General features: G+C 54.4%; 20 protein-coding genes. 13 read left to right on the forward strand and 7 right to left on the reverse strand.

Annotated features, from left to right (window positions below; genetic code table 11):
• Positions 1–272 precede the first annotated feature (272 nt).
• The 3 genes from C813_RS28430 to C813_RS28440 all read left to right on the forward strand — a co-directional run bounded on the left by C813_RS28430 (position 273) and on the right by C813_RS28440 (position 4284).
• Positions 273–1361 (forward strand): ABC transporter substrate-binding protein, encoded by a 1089-nt coding sequence (locus tag C813_RS28430; protein ID WP_017459363.1) that lies wholly within the window; start codon positions 273–275, stop codon positions 1359–1361.
• An 87-nt stretch (positions 1362–1448) separates the two neighbouring features.
• Positions 1449–3218, forward strand: coding sequence for an ABC transporter permease (locus tag C813_RS28435; RefSeq protein ID WP_017459364.1), 1770 nt, complete (start codon positions 1449–1451; stop codon positions 3216–3218).
• Positions 3211–4284 carry an ABC transporter ATP-binding protein gene (locus C813_RS28440; protein ID WP_017459365.1) on the forward strand — a complete coding sequence of 358 codons (1074 nt, stop codon included), beginning with the start codon at positions 3211–3213 and terminating at the stop codon, positions 4282–4284. Before C813_RS28435 ends, C813_RS28440 begins: the two co-directional genes overlap by 8 nt.
• Positions 4285–4324: 40 nt before the next feature.
• Here the strand turns inward: C813_RS28440 and C813_RS28445 are convergent, their stop codons facing one another.
• From C813_RS28445 to C813_RS28460, 4 genes are read right to left on the reverse strand one after another with little or no spacing between them, the layout of a single operon-like run.
• Positions 4325–4960 (reverse strand): DUF1109 domain-containing protein, encoded by a 636-nt coding sequence (locus C813_RS28445; RefSeq protein ID WP_017459366.1) that lies wholly within the window; start codon positions 4958–4960, stop codon positions 4325–4327.
• Complete coding sequence (locus C813_RS28450; RefSeq protein ID WP_017459367.1) at positions 4947–5498, reverse strand: sigma-70 family RNA polymerase sigma factor; 552 nt, start codon at positions 5496–5498, stop codon at positions 4947–4949. Before C813_RS28450 ends, C813_RS28445 begins: the two co-directional genes overlap by 14 nt.
• Positions 5499–5507: 9 nt before the next feature.
• Entirely contained in the window at positions 5508–6731 is a 1224-nt protein-coding gene (locus C813_RS28455; protein WP_017459368.1) for a protein-disulfide reductase DsbD family protein, read from the reverse strand.
• 40 nt (positions 6732–6771) lie between these two features.
• A complete protein-coding gene (locus C813_RS28460) occupies positions 6772–7323 on the reverse strand; it encodes a peroxiredoxin (protein WP_017459369.1) in 552 nt (183 codons plus the stop codon).
• A 393-nt stretch (positions 7324–7716) separates the two neighbouring features.
• Between C813_RS28460 and C813_RS28465 the strand changes: the two genes are divergently transcribed.
• Positions 7717–9363: an SgrR family transcriptional regulator gene (locus C813_RS28465; RefSeq protein ID WP_017459370.1), complete on the forward strand. Its 1647-nt coding sequence runs from the start codon at positions 7717–7719 to the stop codon at positions 9361–9363.
• Positions 9364–11041: 1678 nt separating this feature from the next.
• Here the strand turns inward: C813_RS28465 and C813_RS28480 are convergent.
• From C813_RS28480 to flgA, 3 genes are all read right to left on the reverse strand, one after another.
• Complete coding sequence (locus C813_RS28480) at positions 11042–11488, reverse strand: flagella synthesis protein FlgN (protein ID WP_017459375.1); 447 nt, start codon at positions 11486–11488, stop codon at positions 11042–11044.
• A gap of 17 nt (positions 11489–11505) precedes the next feature.
• On the reverse strand, positions 11506–11805 hold the full coding sequence (gene flgM / locus C813_RS28485; protein WP_017459376.1) for a flagellar biosynthesis anti-sigma factor FlgM: 300 nt from the start codon (positions 11803–11805) through the stop codon (positions 11506–11508).
• A 68-nt stretch (positions 11806–11873) separates the two neighbouring features.
• Entirely contained in the window at positions 11874–12575 is a 702-nt protein-coding gene (gene flgA / locus C813_RS28490) for a flagellar basal body P-ring formation chaperone FlgA (protein ID WP_017459377.1), read from the reverse strand.
• 282 nt (positions 12576–12857) lie between these two features.
• Here flgA and flgB point away from each other — a divergent pair, with 282 nt between their 5' ends.
• The 9 genes from flgB (at position 12858) to flgJ (ending at position 20065) form a co-directional block, all read left to right on the forward strand.
• Positions 12858–13268 carry a flagellar basal body rod protein FlgB gene (flgB, locus tag C813_RS28495; RefSeq protein ID WP_017459378.1) on the forward strand — a complete coding sequence of 137 codons (411 nt, stop codon included), beginning with the start codon at positions 12858–12860 and terminating at the stop codon, positions 13266–13268.
• 5 nt (positions 13269–13273) lie between these two features.
• Positions 13274–13678, forward strand: coding sequence for a flagellar basal body rod protein FlgC (gene flgC / locus C813_RS28500; protein ID WP_017459379.1), 405 nt, complete (start codon positions 13274–13276; stop codon positions 13676–13678).
• Between the two features lie 10 nt (positions 13679–13688).
• A complete protein-coding gene (locus tag C813_RS28505) occupies positions 13689–14411 on the forward strand; it encodes a flagellar hook assembly protein FlgD (protein WP_017459380.1) in 723 nt (240 codons plus the stop codon).
• Positions 14412–14456: 45 nt separating this feature from the next.
• Positions 14457–15656 carry a flagellar hook protein FlgE gene (gene flgE, locus C813_RS28510; RefSeq protein WP_017459381.1) on the forward strand — a complete coding sequence of 400 codons (1200 nt, stop codon included), beginning with the start codon at positions 14457–14459 and terminating at the stop codon, positions 15654–15656.
• A gap of 12 nt (positions 15657–15668) precedes the next feature.
• Positions 15669–16415: a flagellar basal body rod protein FlgF gene (locus C813_RS28515; RefSeq protein WP_017459382.1), complete on the forward strand. Its 747-nt coding sequence runs from the start codon at positions 15669–15671 to the stop codon at positions 16413–16415.
• A gap of 23 nt (positions 16416–16438) precedes the next feature.
• A complete protein-coding gene (gene flgG / locus C813_RS28520; RefSeq protein WP_017459383.1) occupies positions 16439–17221 on the forward strand; it encodes a flagellar basal-body rod protein FlgG in 783 nt (260 codons plus the stop codon).
• Positions 17222–17324: 103 nt separating this feature from the next.
• A complete protein-coding gene (locus C813_RS28525) occupies positions 17325–17984 on the forward strand; it encodes a flagellar basal body L-ring protein FlgH (RefSeq protein WP_017459384.1) in 660 nt (219 codons plus the stop codon).
• Between the two features lie 3 nt (positions 17985–17987).
• A complete protein-coding gene (locus C813_RS28530) occupies positions 17988–19106 on the forward strand; it encodes a flagellar basal body P-ring protein FlgI (protein ID WP_017459385.1) in 1119 nt (372 codons plus the stop codon).
• Positions 19106–20065: a flagellar assembly peptidoglycan hydrolase FlgJ gene (gene flgJ, locus C813_RS28535; RefSeq protein ID WP_017459386.1), complete on the forward strand. Its 960-nt coding sequence runs from the start codon at positions 19106–19108 to the stop codon at positions 20063–20065. Before C813_RS28530 ends, flgJ begins: the two co-directional genes overlap by 1 nt.
• Positions 20066–20113: the final 48 nt, after the last annotated feature.

A 20113-nucleotide genomic window follows, 5' to 3' on the forward strand; every position in this document is an offset into this window, starting at 1 on the left:
ATAAAAATAGATATCGCCTGAGTTAATTCACTTTCGTCCTCACGTCGTCTTTTTAATACATCTTTATTATTCCGCGATGAAAACAGGAACAGATCTATCTGGCTGATCTGTAATGCTTTAACGCATCGATGTGCGTGATTCTGCAACCTCAGTAATTAAACCCCGCCAGCGTCACAAAACCTGGAAAAAACAAGCCACTGCGTTGCACCGGGTGAAATGCACGCTATATGTTAAATTTGTGTTTAAAAAAATGATACCAAAGGGGTTTGTTCATGGATAAGAAATTCACTGTTCTGGCCGTGGCACTGACGGCACTTTTTTCCGGCACCTCGCTGGCTGCCGTGCCTCAGGGTTACCCGGCGGATTACCAGAAAATCGTAGACGCCGGAACCAAAGAAGGCAAAGTCGTTATTTACTCCACCACCGATACCAAAGCCGCGGGCCCGCTGATTAAGGGGTTCGAGGCGCAATATCCGGGCATTAAAGTGGAATATAACGATATGAACAGTACCGAACTGTACAATCGTTATCTTAGCGAACAGGCTTCCGGCGGCGGCAGCGGCGACGTGGTATGGAGCTCCTCAATGGACACCGCGCTGAAACTGGCCACCGATTATGCCGCTGAATACGCGTCGCCCGAGCTGGATAAATTACCCAAGTGGGCGGTCTGGGAGAAAAAAGCCTACGGCACCACCTATGAACCGGTAGTCTTTATCTATAACAAACGGCTGATCCCGGCGGGCGACGTGCCGGATTCGCACACCGCGCTTGGCAAACTCATCGCCAGCCAGACTGACAAATTCAAAAGCAAAGTCACCACCTACGATATCGAAAAATCGGGGCTTGGCTTTATGCTCGCCGTGGAAGACAGCAAACACGACAAAGACTATTTCACCCATCTGGCGGACGTGGCGAAGGGCGGTTTAACGGTGCAATCCTCCACCGGCACCATGATGGAACGCGTCTCTTCCGGCGAAAATCTAATTGGCTACAACATCCTGGGTTCGTACGCCGAAGCCCGCGCGAAGGGTGATAACTCGCTCGGCATCTCCTATCCGAAAGATTACGTGCTGGTGCTGTCGCGCGTGTCGTTTATCAGCGCTGAAGCGGAGCACAGCAACGCCGCGAAATTGTGGTTTGACTATCTGCTGTCGGAAAAAGGGCAGAGCATTCTCGCCAGCCAGGCGGATATCCCCTCGCTGCGTAACGATATTGAAGGCAAAAACGACATCGACGGCTTGACCAAACAGTTGGGTGACGCGCTGAAGCCGATTGCGGTGGATGAGTCGCTGCTGGAGTATCTGGAGCCGAAAAAACGTCTGGAATTTATTAAACAATGGCGCGCTGCCGCCGCTAAATAATGCCCTGACTGGTTGTGCGCTGATTTGCGCACAACCCTTTTCTCAGCCAGCGGGTTGGCATGAGGTTCCTGACCAAAGGGATGATGTATGAATAGTGTGCGCAGAAAATGGCAGGGGTTGCCGCGCGGCGTCATTGTGTTAATTACCGCGCTGGTTATCTATATCCCACTGTTATTTATTGTGGTGCAGAGTTTTCTCTCGGCGCCCTTTTTTGTCCGTTCTAAGGAACTGAGTCTCGAAGCCTTCGAGTTTATCTTTACCGATCCGGATTTCTATCTGGCGCTGAAGTCCGGCTTTATCCTCGCTTTTGGCCTGGTGTTTATCGCGATTCCACTGGGCGGCATTCTGGCGTTTTTGATGGTGCGCACCGATTTACCCGGCCGCCGTTTTATTGAGCCGCTGATCTTGGTGCCCATCTTTGTCTCGCCGATGGTGCTTGGCTTTGGTTATGTGGTGGCGGCCGGACCGGTGGGCTTTTTCTCGCGCTGGGCGCAGGAGTTAATCGGCTTTGTGCCGTGGAATATCTACTCGATGTTCAGCATCGTGGTGATTGCCGGGCTCACACATGTTCCCCACGCTTATCTCTATATCTCCTCGGCGCTGCGCAGCGTCGGTTCGGACGTGGAAGAAGCCGCGCGCACCGTTGGCGCGTCGCCATTACAGGTGATGACCGCCGTCAGCCTGCCGATGGTGCGCCCGTCAATTTTGTACGCCTGCGTTCTGCTGTTCTTCCTTGGGCTGGAGGTGTTCGGCCTGATGCTGGTGCTGGGCGATCCGGAAGGCAACATGGTGCTGGCGACCTACCTGTATAAATTAACCAACAAATTGGGCACGCCCTCTTACCACCTGATGGCAGCAGTGGCGGTGGTGCTGATTTGTATCACTATTCCGCTGGTGATGCTGCAACGCCGCCTGATGCGCACCGCCAACCGTTTTGTCACCATGAAAGGCAAAGCCTCGCAGGCGCGGGCGCTGCCGCTGGGCAAATGGCGCTGGGTTGCCGGTGCGGTGGTGGTGGCGTGGCTGACGGTTACCATCGGTGTGCCGCTGATTGGCGTGGTGTTGCGGGCATTTATCTCCAACTGGGGCGTTGGCGTTTCGCTGTGGGATGAGGTGTCGCTCGATACTTTCCGCAATATCTGGCAGCAGCCCAACCTGCTGCGCGCCATCGTCAACTCAATGGCGATTGGCGTTTTTGGCGGCGCTCTGGCGGTGATCTGTTATCTGTTTGTCGGCATTGCCATGCACCGCAAGCAGGATAACGTGACGCGGTTTCTTGATTACAGCGTGCTGGTTCCCCGTGCCGTGCCGGGGCTGCTGGCCGGGCTGGCATTTTTGTGGGTGTTCCTGTTTTTACCGATGTGGCTCGATCAGTCGCTGAAAAACGGCTGGCTTTCCGGTTTGCCGGTGGCCGAGTGGCTGCGCGAAAATCTGATTGTCTGGCTGCGATCGCTGCGTAACACCATCTTCAGCGTCTGGCTGGCCTACACCGTGGTGTGGATGGCCTACGGCTTACGGCTTATCTCCTCCACGCTTTTGCAGGTCGGGCCGGAGCTGGAAGAAGCGGCGCGCAGCACGGGAGCGACGAGCGGACAAGTAACGCGCCACGTGACGGTGCCGCTGTCGCGTTACGGCCTGATTGGCTCCTGGCTACTGATGTTCCTGATTTTTGAGCGCGAATACTCAACCGGGGTTTATCTGCTCTCGCCCGGAACGGAAACCATCGGCTCAATGCTGGTGTCGCTGTGGGCGGCAGGGGCGATTGATATTGTCGCCGCGCTGTCGTTTATCAATATTCTGCTGGTGGTCATTGGTCTTGGTGTGGCCCTGCGCTTTGGAGTGAAATTACATGATTGAGCTGGCGGTAGAAAACCTGCATCTGACCTACGGTGACAACGCGGTGCTAAAAGGCGTCTCGATGGAGCTGAAACGCGGCGAAGTGGTGTCGCTGCTTGGCCCTTCCGGCAGCGGGAAAACCACGTTGCTGCGCGCTGTCGCCGGGCTGGAAAAACCCACCCAGGGGCGGATAACCATTGGTAATAACGTGGTGTACGACGGTACGCCGCGCAGTGAAGTTCCGGCTGAGGAACGCAACCTTGGGCTGGTGTTCCAGTCTTACGCCTTGTGGCCGCATAAAACGGTGTTTGAGAATGTCGCTTACCCGCTCAAACTGCGCAAAGTCGGCGCGGCGGAAATCAATACCCGCGTGCAAAGCGTGCTGGATCAGCTTGGGCTGGGCACGCTTGGCAAGCGTCACCCGCACCAGCTTTCCGGCGGCCAGCAGCAGCGCGTGGCGATTGGTCGGGCGCTGGTTTACAACCCGCCGGTGATTTTGCTTGATGAGCCGCTCTCGAATCTCGATGCCAAGCTGCGCGAAGAAGCGCGGGTTTTTTTGCGCGAACTGATTGTTAAGCTGGGGCTGTCGGCATTGATGGTCACGCACGATCAGAATGAAGCGATGGCGATTTCCGACCGGATTTTGCTGCTCAACAACGGAGTGATTGAGCAGCAAGGTACGCCGCAGGAGATGTACGCCACGCCGTCGACGCTGTTTACCGCCGAGTTTATGGGCAGCAACAACCGGCTGCACGGCAAGGTGAGCGAAGTTAGCAACGGCAGAGCGAGGATCGAAGGGGCGAACTGGGCGCTATGGGGCGTTGCCGGACCGGGCGTTCGCGCAGGCCAGGATTGCACGGCGGTGATCCGTGTCGAAAGCCTGCGGCTGGCGGACTCGCCGCAGGATAACTCACTCGATTTGCCGATGTTGACCAGCATGTATCTGGGCGATCGCTGGGAGTACTTATTCCGCACCTCCGGCGATGATTTCGCGATCCGTGTGTACGGCACCCAGCAGCGCAACCAACAAAACTACCGCGTGGTGCTGCCAGCTGAACAGCTGTGGATCTTCCCGCAAAAAAGCTAAGTGTGTAAGTACGTACTGACTGTTCAGTACGTGCTGCGCATTACGGCAGTGACACCCATTTATAACCCAGCGCTATCGTTGCCAGCACAATGGTGCTGAAGGCGGCGATATGCAGCATCAAATCCGCCAGGCTGATGTGCGTCGGGTGGCAAAGGGCAAGCAACGTAAGCGCCATGCAGGCGACGCCAGCGCCTGCGGCCGCCAGGCTGCGCGCCGGGAAAAGCGTGCGCGTGCGGCGCAGGTAAGCAATCACTATCAATGCCATCGGCACGCTGACCGTCACCATAAACAGATAGCAATTCGGCCCTTCGACAGCCGTACTTACCGGCAACACGCGGTGCAAATGCAGATTACTGAACGTACCTGCCAGCCACAGCGCTGCCAGTGGCGTAAACCATTTCCAGCCCAGCGCGTTGCGCCCGGCGATGCTCAACAGAAACGCATTACGCACCGCCAGCGTCCCGGCGATAAATGTCAGCAGTAATTGCATCAGCGCCCACCACGCGCCAGGCTGCGACCAGTCGGTCAGCGTGCGGTTGAGGATAAAACCCGCGATAACGCCGCAAGGCAGCGCGAGCGCCACCCAGCTTAGCGCCCGCCAGCCCGGCTGGAAGGGGCGTTTTACTGGTTCAATGGAACGACCCAATTGTTCAATTAACAGGTCATGATCGGCCATGATGTGCTCCTAACCGACGAAGATTGCTCAGGGCGCGATGCAACAGAGATTTCACGGCGGCGACCGTCAAATTTTGCTGCGTCGCAGTTTCTGCCAGCGTCATTTCGCGCAGGTGGACATGTTCAACCACCTCCCGCTGGCGCGCAGGTAGCTGATTCAGCAGCATGGCCAGCTCATCGTGTGATGGCACTTCCATGCTGGTGGCAGGCAGGGGAATATCCGCCTCGCTGACGACTTCGCGCTGCTGGTGGCGGCCTCGTTTGCGCAGGGCATCCACCGCGCGGGCGTTGGCTATCGCCATCAGCCACGGCAGAAAAGGCGCGCCCGGATCGTAGGTGTGCCGCACCCGGTGCACGGTGAGCAGCACATCCTGAATCACATCTTCCACCAGCACCTCATCGGCAATCTGTTTGCGGGCAAGGGAGCGGATAACCGGCACCAGCGCTTTGAGCAGCCGCGTGTAGGCCTGGCTGTCGCCGGACTGCGCCAGCGCCATCAGTTGCGGCCATTCATCGCGTGCTGCCTCGTTTTTTTCCATATCCCGCCTTCAGGTTTTTTTCCCGCTGGCCTGCGTTAGCGCGTTAACCACAATTGAAGGGGTTAACACCTGCGGCAAAATGTGCGGTGCGCTGCCGTCCGCCGGGTAGACCACGTACAGCGGTAAACTGCCCTGGCCCAGCTCGTTCAGCGCGTCATCAATATCTGCATTAAATTTGGTCGAATCCGCCACCATATATAGCGTGTTGGTTTTTGCCAGCGCCTCTTTCACGGCTTGTGTCGAGAGCGATGTCTTTTCATTAACCTGGCAGGTTATGCACCAGGAGGCGGTGAAATTGACAAAGATAGCCTTGCCGTGGCCGCGATTATCCGCCACGGTTTGCGGCGACCATTTGACCTCTTCAACCGTGTTGCTCGCCGTAAGCGGCGCGCCGTTTTGCACTATTGAAGGCAGCGGAACAATGGCAGCAAGTAACAGCGCCGCGGTCAGTGCAAACAGCACTTTATGATCGCGCCCGGCAAACCGACGCTGCTGCGCCATGCCGTAAAGCCAGGCGGCGAAACTCACCACCACGGCAGCCGCCAGAATAGCCGCCAGCGCCGTGGTTCCTGCTTGCTGCGCCAGTACCCACACCAGCCAGCCGAAGGCGCCAAACATCGGAAAGGCCAGCCCGCGTTTTAGCGTATTCATCCATGCACCGGGGCGCGGCAGCCATTTGCCGAGCGCCGGAAACAGCGAAATAAGCGTAAACGGCGCGGTAAAACCGAGCGCCAGTGCGACGAATATCGCCAGCGCCACGGCGGGCGGTTGCACCAGCGCGTAGCCGATGGCGCTCGCCATAAAGGGAGCGGCACACGGGGTGGCGACAATGATCGAGAGCGCACCGGTCAGCGCCGCACGCAGAAATGCCCCGCGTTCTATGGTTAACTCGCCAGCACGTTGCACCGACAGACCGACCTCAAACACGCCGAGCAAATTGAGTGCTGCGCCAAGAATAACCAGCGCCAGAAAGGCGATCACCAGCGGCGATTGCAACTGAAAGCCCCAGCCCACGGCGGTTCCTCCGGCGCGTAACGCCAGCAACACTCCCGCAAGCGCCAGCATGGTCAGCACACAGCCGAGTAAAAAACCAAGCCCCTCTTTGCGGGTTTGCGCCGGGCTTTGCGTGTGGCGCAACAACCCCAGCGCTTTCAGCGAAATAATCGGAAACACGCAGGGCATAAAGTTGAGAATAATGCCGCCTGCGAAGGCGGCGAGCATGGCGGTTAACATAGTGATTCTCTGACAGATAAAAGACGATTAACGGGCCTGTTTACGAATGCGCGTTCGCATACTGTTTCACCGCTTCCATCGTTTTCTGAATATGCGTCTCCGGGTTTCTGTCAGTGTAGCTCAGCAGGATTTTGCCATCCGGGGCGATGACATACGAGGTGCGATCCGAGAGGGTTTTGCCGTTCATCTTCATCAGTGTGTCGTACTGCGCCGCCACTTTTGCGCCCGGATCGGCGGTGACGGTGAATTTATCGCGACACTCCAGTTTGGAGAATTCATCCACCTGGTCGGTGTTGCCTGCCGTCACGCCCACCACTGTCGCGCCCAGTTTTTTGAAATCATCCGTCGCTTCGGCGAAGGCGTGCGCTTCAATAGTACAACCCTTGCTGAACGCCGCCGGGAAGAAGTAAAGCACCACCGGACCTTTTTGCAGTGCCTGTTGCAACGAGAAGGTGAGCGGTTTTCCGGCCAGCGCGCCTTGTAATTTAAAGTCCGGTGCTTGCGAACCGGTGGGCAGGGCGGCGTGGGCAGTAGCGATGTTCAACAGTGCAGCGGCGGTGAGGCTGAGGGCGAGTTTTTTCATTGGGATCATGTTGCGCTCCTGTAGGGAAGTTTATTGATGCTCATACACAGTTCGTTCGCAGACAGACAAAAGTTTCGCCTGGTTAAAAAAAGAAAACGCCATTTTTTCTGTAGCAGCACAGCAGATTGATTATTAACCACAGGCAAATTTCATGTGCCCAGGAAATTAAAATCAGTGATAAATCTGAATTGGCAAAAATGCTGCAATGAGAGGAGGTTTCGAATAAAAGGGAGTTATTTATTCTTTTTTATCATGGTGTTATTATTTTCTTTGGCTGGCGAAAAGGGCGAAATATCTGGTGGAAACGATTCTGCTCATTTTCTTATATGCTACATTTAATAGGCTTTCCTCTGGCCTTGAGGCCCACCTTTTCACTGCCTTGCGTTACGCTGGTAAATTTTGATGCTTTATAATTCTGCCGTTAAAAAAGGTAGTTTGCTGCGCCGTTATAATCGGTTGCTCACCCGCTATAATACTCACCGCCACGAAGTGTCATTGGCACAGATTGCCGATACATTAGCCTGCACGTCGCGCTATGCGCGCTCTTTGCTTCATGAAATGCAGGAAGAGGGCTGGCTGGTGTGGAATTCCCGTCCTGGGCGCGGCGCGCTTGGCGTACTGCAATGCCGCATGAATGCGGCGGCGCTGGAGACCCTCGTTGCGGGTGAGTATCCGGTAGCGGAAACCGAAATGGTGACAACGCAGGCGCAGCCGCACTATTCCAGCGACGGTTTTCGCTATTTAATCTCTTTCTATCGGCCGCTGTTGGCGCCTATTCCTTCTATCCACACCGACCGCGCCGGGCGGCATATATTACAGATGGTTCATGCCGGACTGACGCGCCATATTCCTGAGCAAGTCGCGCCCGTTCCCGGCCTCGCCCACACCATCACCAGTAGTGAAGATGGATTGCGCTGGCGTTTTATTCTACGTCGCGGCCTGGTCTGGCATAACGGCGAGCCTGTTCTGCCTGAGCAGCTTCGGCAGACGCTCGAGCGCTATGCTGGTGGCCCTGGGTTGCCGCATGTCATTGACGTGAAATGTGACAATTATGTGCTGACGATGCAGCTGGGCCAACGAGACAACATGCTGCTTTATCGGCTGGCAAACCCGGTTTATGCGCTGCCGCATCCGCGCAATGGCTCCATTGGCCTGGGGCCATTTAAAGTGAGTGAACACTCAAGCAGCCAACTGGTGCTTACCCGCGCGGCTTTCTGGTATGGCGAAACGCCGCAGGCATCGGAGATTGTTTACAGCACACCGCTCAGTGTCGCGCCGCTGCCAGCGTTGGTGCGTCTGGATACGCCTCATTCGCTGATTGCACCGGAAGCCATGACCGAGCGGGATAATGCCGACGCGTTCTACTATGTCACCTTCAACCAGGCGCGCGGGCGTTTAAACGCGCAGCAGCAGGCTTTTATCCGGCGCGTTACGCGCTGTATTTGCGCAGGCTTGATCGAGCGGGAGGATACGTTAGGCCCGCTGCCGGAGTGGCTGCAGCCAACCGCCGAACCGGAAGTTCAGGCGCTGCTGCCTGATAACCTCAATCTTGTCTATTTCCGCTCAACAGAAATGCGCAAGCTGGTGGATGAGTTGGCGAAAAGCCTGCGCTATCGCGGCTGTAAAGTGACGCTGACGCCGATAAGCGTTACTCATTGGTTATTGCAGGATAAAAACTGGGCGGAGCAGGATATTTGTATGGGATTTCTGCGTTTCGAGCAGCATGACGCGTTCAGCATGGAGGAGCGCTACCGTCACAGCGTAATGTGGGCCTGGTTTTGGGGAGAAGCGGTCTGGCGGCGCGGGATTGGTATTCTTGATCGTATAAATGCCGGGCCTGCGGAGCGCTACAGCCGACGCGTCAAACGGTTGATGCGCTATCTCAGCGATCGCCGCTGGATCGTACCGCTGCTCGCGCAACGCTACCGGCTGGTGACGCCCGCCAGCGTACAGGGTGTTTTTTGCTATCCGCAGAGCTGGCCCGATTACACGCGGTTGTGGACGGATGAGGTGCAGCATGCCCACAGCGCACAACAACGTCAGGAGTAGTTTTTCTGGTTTAAAATATCGCAATTTGTGTTTGTTGTGGTTTTTAAAATCGGAAATTGGCGGGGAAATTTAACGCAGGCGATATTAATCACTGTCACGCGGTGAGGGTTTTGTGGTTTTTCCCAGGAAAGTTTTAATATAACAGTTAGTTGCGGTTTTAACATCGCCGGAGGCAGAAACTGGACGATTAAAAAAGATACGGTAGAATATGCCACTACAGCCATTGCAAAACGGGCTTCTCTCTATTTTTTTCGCTGATAAGATAAAACTGCAAGAATATATCCGTTAAAAAGATTAATGGATATTTCTATGAGGCGTTATGGCGTTTTTTCTTGAATGTTAGCGATCACATTTCTTATTTTTCTGTTTTCCTTCATCGTTATTTTACGCATTTTTATTTTTTGCTTGTATAGCAATAAATATCTTCCTCTTTTTTCTTTTTGTGTTTTTTAACGTCTGTGCTTGATGTTTTTTTCTGTAACATCATGAAAAAATGGCAAAAAAAAATGCCACTCAAGGTGGCAATCGAAATAGTGGTTTTACATCACATATGACAACTAATGTACTGTTTAATTGCCACAGTAATATAGTTTAGTCACCAGGTTTCCCGACATGTGGCAACTAAAGAACACGCCTTTCATCGAGAGGGTATTTAAGCAAAGCACCATTCAGAATGAACCGGTAAAACGTCCTGTTGCATTGCTTGAATGTATTTTCGCTATTTTTGATGCGTTCGTAAATAGCCTTTTTTCTGCCAATTGATTTATCGGGGGGAGAAAAAACAGATCAAAAATTCCCTGTTAAAAATGTGCCAATTATTTACTCTGACCGCTCCCCGCTCAGGCAGAATTTTTAACCGGAAAAAAAGGATCTAAATCAGCGCTTTTGATTTTTAATGCGACCGACCTCACATTCACCGCCAAAATTAATGAAACATTTGGAAACATTTTTGTTAGGGGAAACGCTGAGAACGGCATTCTGCGCGGGTTTATCGCTAAGACTAGTACGAAGATAAGTAACGCCGATGGTCAAATAAACGGCACAGAGGATTGTGCTATGGGTGAAGGCCATAAAACAGAACCGAAGTGCGCGGCGGTTAACCCTCAGTCGTCCAGACAATCACTGAAGGCAAAAATGGATGCCATGACGCCACAAAGAGTAAACCACCGAAACTAAACGCCAGCTTACAGCACAGAAGAAAAGTGCGGGTTTAAGCGTCTGAACACTGCGTAGAGGAAAATGCCGTAAATGAATGCCGACTAACAGCACAGAAGAGAAGTGCGGGTTTGAGCGTCCTAACGCCACGCGGAGTAAAACGCCAGAACTAAACGTCAGCTAACAATACAGAAGGAGAGATCCTGGTTCAGCCATTGGCAATGCGCATAACGCCACACAGAACAGATCACCGGAATTAAACAGCAGATATCAGCCCGCAAGCAAGGCCGGTCACGGCGTCGGTACGCTACACAGAACGGATACAGGAAAGGAGGCGGAAAAAACCACGCAAAGTGCGTTCAGGGAATACGCGTCAGGAGAAATGCGAGCATCCCTGGCGGGATACACACACCAGGCGCGGAAGCTGAGAATGGCTTCCGAACCTGGCGCGGAGAACAACACGGGCGCGCAAGACGCCATAACGCGGTGTTAATGCTGAATGTTGCACGGAGAAGAGGCCGCATTAAACGGAAATGCGGTAAACATTACCCGAAGCATCATTGCTGCGGTTGCCGCTTTCGCCATAAAGCTGCGCGGTGGCGGTCGTCTGGCTGACAATCTTTTTGAAGTCATTCATCTTCTTCATATGCATGTTCAGCAACTGATAGCTTTTTTGATTGAGCTCAGCAGATTTTCGCACCACCACGGTAATGCGATCCCAAAGGGTGGCCAGTTCGGAGTGGTGCGGATAGGGAAATGTCAACTGATGTTGTTTCTCTTCCTGTTTACGCTGCTCATCATAGAAGTTAATCGCTGATAACAAACGGCTCTTGTTGTCGGAGATCACTTGCAGCGACACCGGGTTTATCTGGGCGCGGCTAAGCTGACCAATTTCTTCTACCAGGGTCGCTTCAAGTTCACCCAGCAGCGTATACAGTTTGTTCAGAATTACGGGTAAGTTTTCCATCATTCACGTGCATGTTGAGATTATGAGAATCTAAAGATGTCGCGTACCAACGCGCTGGCGATTTTATCGCTGTCCAGGTGGAGTTCACCTGCATCCATCTTCGCTTTAATGGCGGCAAGACGTTCCGTATTAACATCACGGCTGCCGTCATTTTTAATTTGCTGCGTCAGCTGGCTGAGTTTGACCTGCGTGCCGGCCTGCTGGGCGTCTGTTTTCCCCGATTGCGCGGATTCATCATTCATTATTTTCGTCTCAACGGGCTGTTGTTGAGTGCCGGTTGCCTGAATGGGATTGGCCTGGCGGGTGCGTTCAATGTTCATACGGATCCTGGTTTTCTATGCGGTGGCTCTGTATTAAAGATATCGGCACGGGGAAAATAAAACTGAAATCAGTTCGACAGGCTAATGCTCACTTGTCCTTGTCCTGTTACGGTGGCGACCACCACCTGGCCGGTTCGGGTCTGTACTCTGACGCTTTCATCGAGCGCTGCGTTATCCAGCGCTTTACCTTTGGCGTGGATCAGAAAACCGTCACCCGGCGCGGTAATTTCGACGGTGCGATTAGCAATAACGGCCCAACTGCGGTGCAGCTGATTTTCTGCCAGCGGCGATCCCGGTTGAATGATGCGCGTGGGCGTGCTGCCAATAATGCTCTGCGGATCAAGCAATAACCCGGCCGGTAAACGATCCAGTTCACCGCTCACGGGCTGGATATCCTCTGCGCTAATAATTTGCCCCGGTTTCAGCGTCTGCGCTGCCACCCAGTACCTGCCGGTGGCACTAATCTGAATCTGAATGAACTGCTGCTTTTTGCCGCATTTGGCTATCACGCTGCGCCGACCTGTCAGGCGCACGGAGCGGCCCGAAAGCCGTAAATCCGGCTGCGCGCACAATGCGGCGAGTTTGGCCGCAGGGGTAAGAATTTTAATGCGCAGCTGCGGCTGATTCTCTGCTTCTTTATTGTCCGCAGCCAGCAGGGTGGTGATGCGAGCTTCGAGATCGCTGTTTTCCGGCGCGCTGGCAAAAGCCGGTGAGAACGGGCAGCAGAGCGCGACAATCACGATAAGCAACCGGATAAGGGACTGCGGCATAATGAGGTAAACCTGCCTTATAATATAAAGAAACAATAGGATTAATATTTTTTTATTGTAATTCAGGGTGGCTATTTTCTTATCTATTAAATGCCGTCAGTTTTGACAGCATTTCACTGTATTGCTATTTCAACTTTTAAATATAAGCTTCTTTTCGGCAAATTAAGCGAAAGTGAATTGGCTAAATGCGTCAACTTCTGTCGGATTTTTAAGGTATAGATTTATTAGGTTGTCTCTTAGACTATGCCTCGTAATCAATTTTCGAAGTAAGCGAGTCATTTCATGTTTGATAAACTTGATAATGAATTGCGTTTCCAGCAGCAGGCGTTAAGCCTGATGTCGCGGCGGCAGGATATTTTAGCGTCCAATATCGCGAATGCCGATACGCCGGGATACAAGGCGCGAGATATTGATTTTTCAAAAGAATTGAAAAATGCAATGCAGCAGGAAACGCGTCATCCATTAACACTAAGTTTAACCGCCGGGAAACATATTCCTGGCGTAGCGCCGAAAACGGACAATCGACAATTACTTTATCGTATTCCCGATCAGCCAAGAGCTGATGGAAACACTGTCGATATGGATCGTGAACGCGTTAATTTTGCTGACAACAATGTCAAATATCAGACGAGTCTAACGATTCTCGGCGCTCAAATAAAAGGTTTAACGAGTGCCCTTAACCAAGGTCAATAATTTTCATGTCGCTGTTTAGTGTTTTCGATATTTCAGGTTCGGCTATGGCCGCCCAATCAAAAAGACTTAACGTCAGTGCCAGCAATATGGCGAATGCCGACAGTATTGCCGGCCCGGATGGCAAACCGTACCGCGCGCGTTCGGTGGTGTTCAATGTCGACAATTCCGCTGGTCAGGAGATTGGTGGCGTGAAAGTGAGCGGCGTTACGGAATCCACTGCGCCGGACAGACTGGTTTATGAACCCGCAAACCCACTGGCGGACGACAAAGGTTATGTCCATATGCCGAATGTCGATGTGGTGGGTGAAATGGTCAACACCATTTCCGCATCCCGCAGCTACCAGGCCAACGTCGAAGTGATGAACTCGGCGAAGAGCCTGATGCTGAAAACGCTGACTCTGGGCCAGTAAGGATTAAAAAATGGCAATTTCACCGGTCATGACCCAAAGCGCTGCGACGACGAAAACCACCTCCTCGTCTGGCACCAGTAACACCAATACCACCAGTTCTTCCAGCGTCGGTACCGGCTCCAGCGCCGACGATCTGCTGAATAACTTTATGACGCTGCTGGTTGCGCAGATGCAAAACCAGGATCCCACCAGCCCAATGGACAACAACCAGCTGACTGCTCAGCTGGCGCAGTTCAACACGGCGGCGGGCGTCGAGCAGCTCAACAGCACCATGAACAGCATGGGCACGCTGGTCGCCAGTATGCAGCAGATGAACTCCGCTGACTGGGTAGGCCGCGACATCATGGTCGAAGGCGAACCTTCAGTTTCCACCGCCACGGACGGAAACCAGAAAGTTGGGCTTTCCCTGAATAGCCCGGCGGATGAAGTCACCGTCACGCTGACCGATCCGGCCGGTAACGCCTATACCGCGAAGCTGAAAAATGTCGAAGCGGGCGTGCATCAGTACTCGCTGGATGATTTTGAAGATTTCCAGCCGAGCGATCCGCGCTTGCAGGCCGACACGAACTTCAAAGTGTCGTTCTCCGCCACCAACGCCGACGGCAGCACGCCAACCATTACCGCATTGAAACCGGCGAAAGTGCAAAGCGTCTCCTTCACCAACTCAGGCGCGGTGCTGCAACTGGGTGTTAATGGTACCGCCTCGCTGAGTGACGTTTACCTCATCGAGTAATTTTTAGTTTGGATTTTGCGCACCCCGCGCACAGGAATTTATCACATGGGTTTTTCTCAAGGTCTTAGTGGATTAAACGCCTCTTCACAGGCGCTGGATGTTGTAGGTAACAACATCGCCAACTCACAAACGGTCGGTTTTAAATCAGGTTCTGTGGCTTTCGCCGATGTGTTTGCCGGTTCTCAGGTCGGCATGGGCGTACAGGTTGCTGGTGTGAACCAGAACTTCAGCGATGGTGTACTCGGCGCAGGCAGCAGCCCGCTGGATATGGGTATCCAGGGCAATGGCTTCTTCCGCATGGTGACCGAAGCGGGTCGCGTATTTTACAGCCGTAACGGCCAGTTCCAGACCGATGAAAATGGCTACGTCGTCAATAACCAGGGCATGCGCCTGACTGGTTATATGGCAACGGGTACACCGCCTGCGATTCAGCAGGGCGCACCGGTAGGGCCGATTCAGATCCCGACCGGGCAGATGCCTGCGCGTGCGTCTGACGCCGGTTCCATTTCCGGTAACCTGGATTCAGGCAACGAGATTGTCACGGTAACGCCTTTCGATCCGGCTAATGGCGACTCTTACACTTATTCCACTCAGGTCAACGCTTATGACAGCCTGGGCAACGAGCACGCGATCAACGTCTATTACGTGAAAACGGCCGACAACCAGTGGACGGCCTACTCCGTAGACTCCACCTCGCCGGGTACCACCAGCTCTGTCAACCTGACATTTGATACCTCCGGCAAGCTCACCACCAACCCGGCGAACCTGCCGGTTGCGGGCGCGGCTTACCAGGGCGGCGCGGCGCTGAACTTCAACCTTGATCTCTCTGGTCTTTCGCAGCAGGCGTCGGAAAACACCATGGACAGCCCGAGCACCACCGGTTACCCGCCGGGACTGATGAACGGCTACACCGTGGGTGATAACGGCCAGATCATCGCCTCTTACAGCAATGGCGAAAACCAGTTGCTGGGTCAGGTGGTACTGAGCAACTTCACCAATCCGGGCGGTCTTCAGTCTGCGGGCAACAACTGCTGGACGGAAACCCCGGAATCCGGTCAGCCGGTCATTGGTATTGCCGACACCGGTAACCTCGGCTCGCTGCGCGGCAACATGCTGGAAGCCTCGAACGTGGATCTGAGTAAAGAGATGGTGAACATGATTGTTTACCAGCGTAACTACCAGTCCAACTCTCAGACCATCAAAACCCAGTCTGAGCTTCTGCAAACGCTGGTTAACCTGGGTTAAGAGTAGCGCCTCATGGATCACGCGATTTATACCGCAATGGGGGCCGCAAACGCGGCCCTCAACCGCCAGGCGGTGACCTCTAACAACCTGGCGAATGCTTCTACCACCGGTTTTCGTGCGCAGATCGCGGCGTTTCGCGCGATCCCTGTGCAGGGGCCGTCGATAGAAACCCGCACCATGGTGGCGGAATCCACGCCGTTTAGCGACAACACCATGGGCACGATGCAGGCCACCGGGCGCAGCCTGGATGTCGCCATGCCGCAAAACGGTTGGCTGGCGGTGCAGTTGCCCGATGGCAGTGAAGGCTACACCAAAGATGGCAACATCGAAGTGGATGCCGAAGGTCAGCTGCGGGTGCGCGGTATGCCGCTGCTCGGTGATGGCGGCCCGGTAGCCGTACCGCCGCAGGCGGAACTGACTATCGCGGCGGACGGCACCATCACCGCGCTGGGCGCAGGCGATGAGCCTTCAGCGCTGGCGCAGGTGGCGCGCCTGAAAATGGTTAACGCCACACCAAACACGCTGAAACATGGTGACGACGGTCTGTTTCATGTCGCCGATCCGGCTGCAGCACAAGTGCTTCCCGCCGATGCGGATCTGCGCCTGATGCCCGGCATGCTGGAAGGCAGCAACGTCAGCCCGGTGAAATCAATGGTGGACATGATCGCCACCGCCCGTGGTTTTGACATGAACATGAAAGTCATCACCACCGTTGATGATAACGAACAAAAAGCTAACCAGTTACTGAGCGCCGGTTAAGCCCCGATAAGGAGAAATAGACCATGATCCGTTCTTTATGGATTGCGAAAACCGGCCTCGAAGCCCAGCAAACCAATATGGATGTGATTTCCAACAACCTGGCGAACGTCAGCACCAACGGCTTTAAACGCCAGCGTGCGGTGTTTGAAGATCTGATTTATCAGACCTTACGCCAGCCGGGCGCGCAGTCTTCCGAGCAGACCACCATCCCTTCTGGTTTACAGCTGGGTACTGGTGTTCGCCCGGTTGCGACCGAGCGCATTCACAGCCAGGGCAGCCTGACGCAGACCAACAACAGCAAAGACGTCGCTATTCAGGGCAGCGGTTTCTTCCAGGTACAGTTGCCGGATGGCACCACCGCCTATACCCGTGACGGCTCGTTCCAGTTTGACCAGAACGGACAGCTGGTGACCTCCAGCGGTTATCAGGTGCAACCGGCGATCACTATCCCGCAGGACGCGCAAAGCCTGACCATCGGTAACGACGGTATTGTCAGCGTGACCGTGCCGGGGCAGACCGCGCCGCAGCAGGTTGGTCAGCTAACGCTGAGCTCATTTATCAATGATTCCGGCCTCGAAAGCATTGGTGAAAACCTGTATCGCGAAACGCAATCCTCTGGCGCACCGAATGAATCCACACCGGGTTTAAACGGCGCAGGCACCCTGAAACAGGGTTATGTCGAAACCTCGAACGTTAACGTCGCAGAAGAGCTGGTCAACATGATCCAGACCCAGCGCGCCTACGAAATTAACAGTAAAGCGGTGTCGACGTCTGACCAGATGCTGCAACGACTGACTCAACTTTGATCCCTGGCCGCGGGTCTTGCTCGCGGCTGCTTTACCTGTAGTGAATGAAATGACCAATCACCCTTGCTCTGTACGTACGCTTTGTCGTTTGGCAACGACTTTTATGCTGATTTCCGTGGTTACCGGCTGCGCCTATATTCCGCAAAAACCGTTGGTGGGGGGCGAAACCTCCGCCATGCCTGCGCCGGTCGCCGCCGCTACCGCGAATGGCTCGATTTTTCAGACAGGGCAGGCGATGAATTATGGTTATCAACCGATGTTTGAAGACCGCCGTCCACGAAATGTGGGCGATACGCTGACCATTGCGCTGCAAGAAAATGTCAGCGCCAGCAAAAGTTCCTCGGCGAGTGCCTCGCGTGATGGCTCCACCGATGTTGGCGTCGCTGGCGTACCCGGTTTTATGGCCGGTCTGGTGGGCAACGGCAAAGCCGATGCGTCGATCAGTGGAACGAATGACTTCGCCGGGAAAGGCGGCGCGGCGGCGAAAAATACCTTTAGCGGCACCATCACCGTGACGGTGAAACAGGTGCTGGAAAACGGCAACCTGGCGGTTGTCGGCGAAAAACAGATTGCGATTAACCAGGGGACTGAGTTTATCCGCTTCTCCGGCATCGTGAACCCACGCACGATCAGCGCCAGCAACACTGTTATCTCCACCCAGGTGGCGGACGCGCGCATCGAGTATGTCGGTAATGGCTATATCAACGAAGCGCAGCAAATGGGCTGGCTGCAGCGCATGTTCCTTAACCTTTCTCCTTTTTGATTGATGATGAAAACGAATTTCTTAACCCGCTGCCTGGCGCTGCTGTGCTGTCTGTCTGCGCTGGTGGCCGGGCAGGCCAGCGCGGAGCGGATCCGCGATTTAACTACTCTGCAAGGGGTGCGCGGTAACTCCCTGATGGGCTATGGCCTGGTGGTCGGTCTTGATGGCACCGGTGACCAGACCATGCAGACGCCGTTTACCACCCAGAGCCTGAACAACATGCTCTCGCAACTGGGTATCACCGTACCCGCTGGCGTGAATATGCAGCTCAAAAACGTCGCGGCGGTAATGGTGACGGCGGAACTGCCGCCGTTTGCCCGCGCCGGTCAGCAGATTGACGTGGTGGTTTCCTCCATGGGTAACGCGAAAAGCCTGCGCGGCGGCACGCTGCTGATGACCCCGCTGAAGGGGGCCGATAGCCAGATCTATGCGCTGGCGCAGGGGAACCTGTTGGTTTCCGGCGCAGGCGCGCAGGCCGGTGGTAACCGGGTGCAGGTCAACCAACTCAATGGCGCGCGCATTAGCGGTGGCGCAACAGTTGAACGTGAAGTGCCGTCGAACTTTGCCGGACAAGGCTCGCTCAAGCTCCAGCTTAATGAAGATGATTTCACCGTGGCGCAGCAGATAAGCGATGCCATCAACCGCCGTTTCGCGGGCGCCGCGTTTGCGGAAGATGCTCGCAGCATTAGCCTGCGCGCACCTGCCGACAGCGCCGCGCGTGTGCGTTTCCTTGCGGCAGTGCAGGATATTCCGCTGCGCGTTGATGCGGGCGACGCCCGAATTATCATCAACTCGCGTACCGGATCGGTGGTGATGAACCGCCATGTTTCGCTGGATTCCTGTGCGGTTGCGCAGGGCGATCTGACGGTAGAAGTCGCCAACAACACTCAGGTGAATCAGCCGAATACGCCGCTGGCGGGCGGGCAAACGGTGGTCACGCAGAACACGCAGCTTTCGGTGCGTGAGCAAAACGGTTCTCTGCAACGCGTAAACACCAGCACCGATCTGAACAATGTGGTGCGTGCGTTAAATAACCTTGGCGCAACGCCGAATGATTTGATGGCAATCCTGCAATCGATGAAAACCGCAGGCTGCCTGCATGCGCGTCTGGAGATTAACTGATGATCGGCCCGGCAATGACGCAGGGGGCGGCGTTTGACGCGCACAGCCTCGATAAACTGAAACTGGCCGCCCGCAACGACTCCCCGGATGCGTTAAAGGCGGTAGCGAAGCAGATGGAAGGGCTATTCGTGCAGATGATGCTCAAGAGCATGCGCCAGGCCTCCTTCAAAGACGGGCTGTTCAATACGCAGCAGTCGGAGATGTTTACCTCGATGTATGACCAGCAGCTGTCGCAGAACATCGCCGATAAAGGAAAAATGGGTTTTGCCGATCTGATGGTGCAACAACTGACCGGCAAACCCGCTTCCACGGCGGAAAATGTCACCGCGACACGTGAAGTGCCGCTTAATATCAGCCCGGCACGCTTTATCAGCGTGCCGCTGCGTTTGCAGCCGGTCGACCCTGAAGAACAGCAGGCTGAAAAAACCGCCACGCCGCAGCCGGAAATACCGGCGGTTCCGGGCGGCAGCTTTATTTCCCGCATGATGGCACCTGCGATGGCGGTCGCGCGTTTAAGCGGTATTCCGCATCAGTTAATTATTGCGCAGGCGGCACTGGAATCCGGTTGGGGTAAACGCGAAATTATGACCAGCGATGGCAAACCGAGTCATAACTTATTTGGCGTGAAAGCCACGGCGGATTGGGATGGCGAAACCACAGAAATTACCACCACGGAATATGAAGGTGGTGTCGCGCAAAAAATAAAAGACAAATTTAAAGTCTATTCCTCTTATGCCGAGGCGCTGGAAGATTATACGTCGTTAATTAGTCGTAGTCCGCGTTATAAAAATGTTGTGAAATCTGAATCGCCGGAAATAGCGGCAAAAGCGTTGCAGTCTGCCGGATATGCAACCGATCCTGCGTATGCGAAAAAATTGATCAGCATCATTCAGCAAGTGAAGAATAACGTCAATCAGGCGGCTGAAGCCTATTCGTCAGATTTTTCTTCATTATTTTAACCGTCAGGCTTTAGTGAAATTTTATAAGGCCGATAAATATAAGAGAGC

The organism is Kosakonia sacchari SP1 (genome assembly GCF_000300455.3).
GTDB lineage: Bacteria > Pseudomonadota > Gammaproteobacteria > Enterobacterales > Enterobacteriaceae > Kosakonia > Kosakonia sacchari.